The sequence below is a fragment of the Methanobrevibacter sp. genome, from assembly GCF_045541095.1.
GTDB lineage: Archaea > Methanobacteriota > Methanobacteria > Methanobacteriales > Methanobacteriaceae > Methanocatella.
Genome location: NZ_JAZQIJ010000102.1, coordinates 1 through 10,133 on the forward strand (window position 1 = coordinate 1; position 10,133 = coordinate 10,133).

9 protein-coding genes are annotated in these 10,133 nt (G+C 33.3%); 5 read left to right on the top strand and 4 right to left on the bottom strand.

The window, feature by feature from the left end:
• The 5 genes from ACKI2P_RS04460 to ACKI2P_RS04480 all read left to right on the top strand — a co-directional run.
• Nucleotides 1–1,939: histidine kinase dimerization/phosphoacceptor domain -containing protein (locus ACKI2P_RS04460; protein WP_407375403.1), on the top strand; the 1,939-nt coding region annotated here is incomplete at its 5' end.
• Complete coding sequence (locus tag ACKI2P_RS04465) at nt 1,929–3,800, top strand: histidine kinase dimerization/phosphoacceptor domain -containing protein (RefSeq protein ID WP_407375405.1); 1,872 nt, start codon at nt 1,929–1,931, stop codon at nt 3,798–3,800. The genes ACKI2P_RS04460 and ACKI2P_RS04465, both read left to right, overlap by 11 nt.
• Before the next feature lie 84 nt (nt 3,801–3,884).
• Entirely contained in the window at nt 3,885–4,295 is a 411-nt protein-coding gene (locus tag ACKI2P_RS04470; RefSeq protein WP_407375407.1) for a response regulator, read from the top strand.
• A 10-nt stretch (nt 4,296–4,305) separates the two neighbouring features.
• The gene (locus ACKI2P_RS04475; protein WP_407375409.1) at nt 4,306–6,048 is read left to right on the top strand and encodes a glycosyltransferase; all 1,743 of its coding nucleotides are present in this window, start codon (nt 4,306–4,308) and stop codon (nt 6,046–6,048) included.
• Nucleotides 6,045–6,671: a hypothetical protein gene (locus ACKI2P_RS04480; protein ID WP_407375410.1), complete on the top strand. Its 627-nt coding sequence runs from the start codon at nt 6,045–6,047 to the stop codon at nt 6,669–6,671. Before ACKI2P_RS04475 ends, ACKI2P_RS04480 begins: the two co-directional genes overlap by 4 nt.
• Nucleotides 6,672–6,728: 57 nt before the next feature.
• Here ACKI2P_RS04480 and ACKI2P_RS04485 read toward each other — a convergent pair whose 3' ends face one another.
• The 4 genes from ACKI2P_RS04485 to ACKI2P_RS04500 are packed head-to-tail and all read right to left on the bottom strand — an operon-like array spanning nt 6,729 to nt 9,857.
• Complete coding sequence (locus ACKI2P_RS04485) at nt 6,729–7,319, bottom strand: hypothetical protein (protein WP_407375412.1); 591 nt, start codon at nt 7,317–7,319, stop codon at nt 6,729–6,731.
• A gap of 8 nt (nt 7,320–7,327) precedes the next feature.
• On the bottom strand, nt 7,328–7,912 hold the full coding sequence (locus ACKI2P_RS04490) for a DUF6891 domain-containing protein (RefSeq protein ID WP_407375414.1): 585 nt from the start codon (nt 7,910–7,912) through the stop codon (nt 7,328–7,330).
• 7 nt (nt 7,913–7,919) lie between these two features.
• Nucleotides 7,920–8,612 (bottom strand): DUF6882 domain-containing protein, encoded by a 693-nt coding sequence (locus ACKI2P_RS04495; protein WP_407375415.1) that lies wholly within the window; start codon nt 8,610–8,612, stop codon nt 7,920–7,922.
• A gap of 9 nt (nt 8,613–8,621) precedes the next feature.
• Nucleotides 8,622–9,857 (bottom strand): LL-diaminopimelate aminotransferase, encoded by a 1,236-nt coding sequence (locus tag ACKI2P_RS04500; protein WP_407375417.1) that lies wholly within the window; start codon nt 9,855–9,857, stop codon nt 8,622–8,624.
• Nucleotides 9,858–10,133 lie beyond the last annotated feature (276 nt).

Below are 10,133 nucleotides of genomic sequence, written 5' to 3' on the forward strand. Positions count from 1 at the left end.
ACATATAAATAAACTCAAGGTAATTCTTATGCATATTGAAAAGCAATATAAGGAATTGGAAAAAATTGAAGAAGTACGAGTTTATAATTTTGATAAGGTTCAACTGCTTAACAAGGATGCACCTCAAGTAAGAAAACCAGAAAAGGTTGCATTCAGCAATGTCATGAAGCATATTCCTTCTGACATTAACGTATTCTTACCGATTGACGATGGTGAAGATTTTATTATTGAAAGAATAGGTTGGAATCTTTTAGAAAGAGCAAATGTAAACTTGAAAGACGTTGAAGGGCGGAAACTGAGTGAACTTTCGCCATTTTATTTTGAAATTTTTGGAGAACCATTTAAAGAAGTATTTAAGACAAAATGCCCAAAAGTTATGAGAATTTTCCATTATGTAAGCGATAAAATTCGAACACTGGCAAATGTAGATATACTTCGGGATAACGGCAAAATATATGCAATTTCCGATTATAAAAACACACCAGAAATAGTTAAAACTCTAGAAGAACAGCACGAAGAGGAAATTGAAAACAAAGCCAACATGATAGAATACTTCTCACAAACCGGAAGCTACTATAAAACACGAAATGAATTTACATGGACTCCCGGAATATATAACATCATCAACCGTTCAAAACAGGCCGAAGATGCCTTCTACAATATTATTTTTGATTTAGTGATTCCAGAGGACAAACCGCTTGTTGAAGAATTGCTTGAAACCATGAGCCCTGAAACTGACACTTATGAAAATATTATAAGAATCAAAACACCTGGAGGTACAATAAAATATTTGGACACCTATCTTTATTCCAAATTTGATGAAAACGGTGAGGAAATAAGTCATTACGGACTGTTTAAAGATGTCAGTGTAGATTCACACAAGCACATGACAAGACCGGTTGATTTCATGCTGAACGGTTTTAACCACAATACAAAACTTTCACTTCTTATCGAACCGTTAAGCAAAAGATATGAATTCAGTGAAGGATTTTATGACATGATTGAAGTTCCTAAAGAGGAATACATCCACTGCGAAAAGATTCTTGATAACATCGCTGAAAAAGATGTGCAAAACGAATTGAAACAACTGCTCAATGGAGAACTCAATGAAGTCAACAGGATATTTACATATTATGTCAAAGGAGATAAAGAAAATACAAAAATTTGTGAATTGTTCATTGAAAAATTCAAATACGGTAATAAAGAACACAGTATCGGTTTTTTAACAGACATCACTGCTGTACGTAAAAAACAACAAGAGCTGATTAAATCAAATGCAAATAAAAATATTTTAATTAAAGAAGTCCATCACAGGGTCAAAAACAACCTGCAGGTACTTAACAGTTTCCTAAACCTTGAAAGAAGAGCATATGGAGATAATCCTAATCGTATTTTAGACAATATGCAAGCACGTCTGTCTTCACTTGCTTTGCTTCATGAAAAAACATACAATACTGAAGACTTTATCAACATCAATCTCAAAGATTACCTGGAGGACCAAGACGAAACCCTCAAAACATTATTCGGTACAAAAAATATTGAGTTTACTTCAGATGTGGACCCTAACATACACATTACAATTGAAATCATTACCCCTCTACTTTTGGTAATTGATGAGCTGACAATGAATGCAATAAAACATGCATTCCCAGACCCGGACATGAAAAATAAAAAAATAGGTAAAAAGATCAATATAATTGATAAGTACATTTGTGAATTAATATTATATGATAATGGAGTTGGTTTAAAAGATCCTGAAGCATTAATCCACCACAATTTAGGATGGGAGATTGTAAATAGTTTAACAAAACAAATCAACGGAAAAATTGAACTTTTAGATTGTGATGTTGGAACCGGATTCAAGATAACATTCCCAACAAGTTTCGAACATACACTTGAATATCACCTTGGAAACGGAGGGGTTGAGAATGAGAATTGAAAAACTTTACAGAAAACTAGAAGATACATTAGAAGTACGTATGTACGACATTAAAGAGGAAGATTTGTATCAATCTGCTCCAAAAGAGTTTGATTTACCTAATTTTCCTTTCGAAAAAACATTAGATAGCATAACAAATGATATTGATATTTTCATCCCGCACAATGATGGAGAAGACTTTATTGTTCATAGATTAGGTTTAAATGCCCTTGTAAGAGGACATATCCACCAAGACGACGTTGTCGGGCGTTTGCTTAGTAAAGTATCGCCCGGATTTTTCGAAGTGTTGGCCGAACCCCTCAGAGAAGTATATAAAACTCAAAATAAAGTTAAATTAAGGTTCTTTTATCACTATCATGAGAAACTTTCCCGATTTTCAAATGTTACAATTATTTCGGATATGGGAAAACTCATTTTAGTTTCAGACCACAGGGCCAATCGCGAACATAAATTAACCACTTCCGATGAAGACAGATACGATGAAAAAGCCAATCTAATCGAGTATTTCTCCCAAACCGGAAGCTATTATAAAATCAATGACAAATACACATGGACCCAAGGTATTTACAATATCATTAACCGGGGAAGAGAAGAAAACGACGAATATTACAATATCGTATTTGACCTCGTAATCCCTACTGACAGACCATTGATTGAAAAAATTCTGCAAATTCTTGATAACGGTCAAACTTCCTATGAGGCAGTCATACGTATCAGAACCCATGACGGTACACTAAAATATATTGAAATAAATTTATATTCTAAATTTGATGAAAATGGAAATCTGATTAGCCGTTACGGTTTAATGAAAGATGTAAGTACAGAATCTAACAGAAAGATAACAAGACCTGTTGATTACTTGCTAAAAGGTTTTAAAAACAGCAAAAGATTAGCATTGATGATTGAACCGTTAAACCTTAAGCAATATGAATTTTCAGAAGGTTTTTACAACATTATTGAAGTTGACCCATCAGAATATAAACATTCAAGAGAAGTGTTGGCAAATATTGTTGAAGAGGATGTGAGAAACAAACTGCTACAATTTATTGACGGTGAGAATGATGAAATTAATGTTAATTTCACATACAATGCCCATGGTGATAAAAACTACCAGAAATCCTGTGAAATGTATATTGAGCGATTTGAATTCGGAACAGAAATCCACAGTATTGGATTTTTAACCGACATCACCGAAGAGTATACCAAGCAATTGGAATTAATTGAAGCAAACGAACATCAAAAAGTCCTGATTAAGGAAGTTCACCATAGAGTTAAAAACAACCTTCAGGTGTTAAACAGTTTCCTGAACCTGGAAAAAAGAGCATATAAAGATAAACCAGACATAATCATCGACCATATGCAATCCAGGCTTTCTTCACTTGCAATTTTGCATGAAAAAACCTATAATACCACTGACTTTAAAAACATCAATCTGAAAGAGTACATTACCGACCAAGACAGTCAGTTAAGAAGTTTAATTGGTTTAAGAGATGGAATTGAATTTGTTTCTGAAGTTGACGGAGATTTGAATCTGACAATAGAAGTTATCACACCATTACTTTTAGTAATTGATGAGCTGACAATGAATGCGATAAAACATGCATTCCCTGACAAATCAATGCCTAATAAGAAAATATACAAGAGAATTAAAAAATTAGATAACCAAACCGGTGAATTAACTCTTAAAGACAATGGAGTCGGAATAGAAAATCCAGATAAGATTACCAAAAACCTGGGCTGTGAGATTATTAAAAATCTAACAAAACAGCTTGATGGACATATAGAATTATATGAACATGAAATTGGAACCGGATATAAGTTAACATTCCCATTAAACATGGAACACACTATTGAAGGTTAATCAATTCAAAATATATACTAAATTGACACTTAAAATTTATATAAAAAAACAAATAAACAAATTTATTGAAAAGGAAGGTTTAAAATGAATGAAAGAATATTAATTGTAGAAGACGAAGCGATTACTGCACTAGATTTGAAATACAGTTTAGAAGATTTGGGATATGAAATTGTCGATACAGTGGACACTGGCCAAGATGCTATTGACAGAGCTGCAGAAACCGTTCCAGACGTTGTTTTAATGGACATTAAGTTAAAAGGAGACATGGAAGGAATTGAAGCTGCAGAAATAATCTCAGAGTTAAGAATTCCAATCATATACCTTACCGCAAACACAGATACAGACACCTTTGAAAAATCCAATGTGAAGGGATCATACGGATTTGTTTCAAAGCCTTATGACATATCAAAATTAGACAAAACTCTTAAAATCACAATCAACAGAGCTAAATTAGAAGAAAAGAGAATTAATGAAGCCAGCGGATTTACAGAATAATTGATTTTAAATGACTGAATACCAACTAATTGAAGGAAAACCTAGAATATTTTCAATCAGCTCTAACGAAGAGTTATTATCCGAAATCAAGGAATATGTTGAAGACTATGACTATGAACATATAGGTTCAGCTTCCGACAAAGACGAAATTTTTAAAAAGCTGGATGAATTATCAGCAAATCTCATATTCCTAGATGCCGACATAGAAGGCATTGACCTGATTCAACTGACAGACGATTTGGAACTCTTTAATATTCCTCTGATAGTCATAGTTGGAGAGCTGTTCAATGAGACAATTGATAACCTGCTGATGAACAATCCATACGGATACCTTCTCCAGCCTTTGGATAAGGAAGAACTTCAAAGGGAAATGGCAGTTGCCATTAAAAAACATGAACAAAATCTCCTTACTGTTAAAGAGGCAGAAAGCAGAATAAATGAAAAAAGCCTAGAATTGCTGATAGAAAAGTCAGATTCAAGTTTACTTTTGATTTTGAGTATTTCATTAATCATAATAGCCGTCCTGTCAAGAAATGCAACATGGCTTCAGTGGGTGATTCTAATCCCTGCAGCCGCAATGCTTTTCAATTCAATTTTCAGCATGAAAAAACAGGCTGGAGTTAAACCACTTGAAACACTTCCTTTTGTAAGCATATTTATTCCAGCACACAACGAAGAATTTACAATCGAACAGACAGTTAGAAGCGTTTGCGGACTTGATTATCATGTTGACGGTGCGCCTCAATACGAACTAATCGTTGTTAACGACGGTTCTACTGACAGTACTGGGAAAATATTAGCAGGCTTAAAAAAAGATTATCCTCAACTCAAGATTGTTACAAGACACCCTCCACGTTCAGGAAAAGGTAAGGGTTTCGTTTTAAATGATGCACTGACACTATCCAGAGGAGACATAATCGGTGTTTTTGATGCTGATACACAAGTCAAACCTGACTTTTTACAAATCATAATCCCATATCTGGACGAAGACATAGATGGTGTGCAGTCAAGGGTTAAAATGTTTAACAAAAATGAAAACTTTTTGGCCCGTATGCAGCATGTTGAGTTTACAACATTCGGTAACACATTAATTGCAAAAGACAATCTCAAATTTACCGGATTTTTAGGTGGAAATGGGCAATTCGTTAAAAAACAAGCAATTATCGAATGCGGAAAATGGGATGGTTTTGCTGTAACTGAAGATTTGAATTTAGCGATTAAAATAATTCTAAATGGTGGGAAAATCCGTTACTGCGGAGATTGTGCAATTTATCAGGAAGCAATTACTTCATGGAGACCATTTTTCAGACAAAGGACCAGATGGGCAATAGGAAACTTTGAGACATTGTTCGTATACCTTCCTCAGATTATAAGATCAAAACTTTCATTACTTAAAAAATTCAATGTCATAGAACATATTTCATTCTATAGTTTCAACCTGCTGATCTTTTTCGGATTTGTAATTACACTCTTAAATGCAATATCTTGGTTCTTTTTCCAAAATGTGACCCTTATAAGGATGGAAGCTCCAATAATCGTGGGGATATTGTCCGCAATTGCATTTTTCCCAGGAATCATACTTTCACTTTTAAGAGACAAGCTAGGTCCGGTTGAATTCATCAAGGACATGGTGAAGTATTATATTTATTGTTTCCACTTAATTCCATTGTTTTTCTTGACAATGTACACCATGATGACAAGAAAAGAAAGAAAATGGGATAAGACAGTTCATAAGGGAGGAAAAGATTCATGAGAAAAAAAGACATATACCATGTTTGCATCGTTATAGTGATTATCGTGTTTATTGCAGTGAACATCAATGGAATAAATACCTTTCTAAGTTTCCAGTCAGGGAACAATTCCGTTGAGTTCGGACACAGTTTGACAGATATTCCACAGGGATGGAACAAGACACAAGACCTGAAACTGACAAACCAAACTAAAACTCCTTCCGGATTAACAAATGGATATGTATTTATTGATTATTGGGATGACTGGCCTGAAGACCACATCACATCCGTCTCACAAGCCAAATTCAAGGCAATGGAAAACGGGAATTATAAAGTCTTAAAAAATGAGAACATAACCCAATCAGGAATTCCTATTTCAAAACAATATTTCTCAAATCCTTCAAGGGACAATGAGGAAGTTTGGAATCATATTGGAGTTAACTACGTATTTTCCAAAGAGGATACTAACTATACAATCCAGGTACATTACTTCACAACTCTAGACTATGAAAACTCCACTTTCATAAAAGAAATTGACAACAGAGTCTATGATGACATAGATAATATTCACAATCTGGAGTATAACGGTTTTGTTTCCGGCGTGAAGAATGCCTACAATTACATCACCGGGCAAAATCAACATTAAAATAAGAATAGATAGATATTATTAAAAAATATCTATTAACTAATTTTTTTAAAATAATTATTTTTTAGGGTTTAATGGATGATTTTCACACATAGGATTTTTAATCAGGTTCCTTTTAAGGTGATATTTCAGGAAATAAAGCATCCATTCATTAGACAATTCCCTAAGTGAAGCATCATCAAGCTTTTCGTATTTGGTGAAGAAATCCATCTGATCCCCACCGACAGCAATAGCTATTTCTTTTGTTTCAATAAGCATGAAGAAGTCGTTTCTGATATTGTGGATGCTGAAATCATCTACCACAGAAATTGTCTTTTCCTTTTTGAAGTTATAGAAAAACTTATTGAGGTATTCAAAATCAATAAATCTTACATCAACCACATCCAAGTAAACCTCTTCACTCAGGAGCTGGTTTTTAAAATCGTATTTTGCCAAAAAATCAATATCCCAAATATTATTGTAAAATGCAGTGATGAATGAATCAACTGCAAAACGGACAGTCAAAGGAAAATCTTCACTTTCCTTAGGAACACCGAGCTCCACATCCTTGAATTCAATATATATTGAATCCTGAGCAATTTCTATAGAAGTAATCTTTCCGGAATTAATTATTACATCACGAATTAATTTAAGTGATCGAACATTCATTTAAACACCTATTTGCCTGTAAAACAATCATATGCTCCTTCAATCTCATAATCTTTTTCTTCATCATATGATTTGTCCCATTTAAATGGATTAATTTCTATTTGGTTGTTAACTGTACCATCCCAGATTATGGAGAAGCCTTCACTTTCCAAAGCATCACGAACAGTTTCGCCAATTCCCAATGCTTTGCTTTCATCATTTTCAAAATCACCAAAGGTGATTTTTAGTTTATCGTCAATTATGGCTTCCTCAACATCCTCAAACGTGTAAAAGCAAAAGCCAATTGGTTTGAATTTATTATTTATCAAATGAACATAAAGTTCAAATGTATCTGCAACACCTTCTTCAATATCAAAACCACAGTTGTGAATTCCAATGATATCTTTGCTTTTAAGATTAGTGAAAACCCTTTCCAGCCTATTAAAATTAAGATTATCAAAATCATTCAAAGAAATGTCATATTGGGAAAAATCAATTTCTTCTTCAATGAACTGATCCTCCAATATTTCAATGATTTCATCTAAATTAAAAAAGCCGGATTTAGTCAGCAAATCTATCATGTATTCAATTTCTTCAACTAAATCCTGATTCATAATATCATTAATCTTCTTCCAGCAACATTTGAATATGAGTTACATTGCCCCTTTCAGTAAATCCGACGATAATTCTGCTTTCACCTAACTTAGCTACAGCAAAATCATCATGAGGTTTGTGGATGTAACCTTTAAGCTTTGTATATGATTCAAATGCAATTTTAGGATATATTTTGAAATTTCTTTGGAATGTTGCAAATATATTTCTGAATTTTTGAACGGAATTGTTTTCTTCAATTAAATCAGATTCAATAGCTACAAATATATCGATATCCCCTTCAGATACAGCATAATAACCGTCCATTCCCAAAATGGCAATTGACATCATCGCTAAAGTATGACAGTCATCGAAATTTGCATTAAGCATAGGGGATTTGAATTCAGGTATATCAAATTCTTCACCTATTGCCTTCATTTGAATGGCAGATTTGATTAAATTGCCTCCAAATATGTCTTCATTATCCCAAGCCCATGCCCACTGTTTATGTTCTTCTGTGTAAAAACCTAAAATTTGAACAGGCAATTCAATATCATCAAATGAAATAATTTCCTTTTCGATATCCAATTCCCCAACAGTGTCTTGAATTAAATCTGATAAATTTTCTTGTTTATCTAAAGCTAATGCACCATATTTGGATAAAACTACTTTAAATGAGTCTCCTTCTTCTATCTGTACAGGTTTTTCAAATTTTGCTTTCAAATTTAACACCTAAAATTCTAGTTTTGAAATTCTATCCATTGCCTCTTTAGTATTTTCTAAAGTATTGAATGCAGTGAGTCTTAAATATCCTTCTCCGCTTGGACCGAATCCGGAACCTGGAGTTCCAACAACATTTGCCTCATTGAGCAATATGTCAAAGAAGTCCCATGAATCCATATTGTTTGGAGTTTTTACCCAGATATAAGGGGAGCTAACTCCACCATAAACTTCAAGACCCAAATCAGTTAAGCTTTCACGGATGAGCTTAGCATTTTCCATATAATATGCAACAACTTCTTGAATTTCTTTTTTACCTTCAGCGGAGTATGTAGCTTCAGCAGCCCTTTGAACAGGATAAGATGCTCCGTTAAATTTAGTGGTTTGTCTTCTGTTCCATAACGGATTGATTTCTACTTCATTGCCCTCTGAATCATATCCTTTCAGTTCCTTAGGAACAATTGTGTACGCACAACGGGTTCCGGTAAAACCTGCAGTCTTGGAAAAGCTTCTAAATTCAATAGCTACCTCTTTTGCACCTTCTATTTCATAAATACTATGAGGAACATTTTCTTCATTTATGAATACTTCATAAGCTGCATCAAATAAGATGATTGCTTTGTTTTCTTTAGCATAATCAACAAAGACTTTTAATTGGTCTTTGGTAAGGGTTGTACCTGTAGGATTATTTGGATAACAGAGATAAATAATATCTACTGGTTCTGATGGAAGTTCTGGAACAAATCCATTATCAGCATTACATTTTAAATAGGTCAATCCTTCATACATTCCATCGTCACCCATTTCACCGGTTCTTCCGGCCATTACATTGGTATCAACGTAAACTGTGTAAACAGGATCGGTTACTGCGATTTTGTTGTCAATTCCGAATATTTCCTGAATGTTACCTGTATCACATTTAGCTCCATCACTGATAAATACTTCATTTAAATCAAGTGAAATTCCTAATGGCTCAAAATCATTTTCAATAATAGCTTTAGCTAAAAAATCATAACCTTGTTCAGGACCATATCCCATAAAAGTTTCTGCATTTCCCATTTCATCTACAGCATTCCTAAATGCTTTGACAACTGATGGAACTAATGGTTTTGTTACATCCCCAATACCCATCTTGATGATGTCGGCTTCAGGATGTGCTTTTGCGAATTCTGATTCTCTTCTTGCAACCTCTACAAAAAGATAACTGCTTTTTAATTTAAGATAGTTCTCATTAATTTTAACAACCATGATTAATGCCTCATTAATATTAATCTAATTTATATATTATTTTCGGAATATATAAATTGAATGATTTGTGAAAAATCCTAATTTTTTATTAAATGAAAAAAAAATATTCCTGCCCAAAAATGCTCAAAAAGAAATTATTTAAAATGAATATTTAACTGAATAACCCCTCAGACAATTGTTAAATACTCATTCAAAAGTTAAAATTTCTTAAAATAATGAACAAAGGCCTGTTAAAAAATTTAATAATTATCATGAAAATATTTAAATTAACAATGT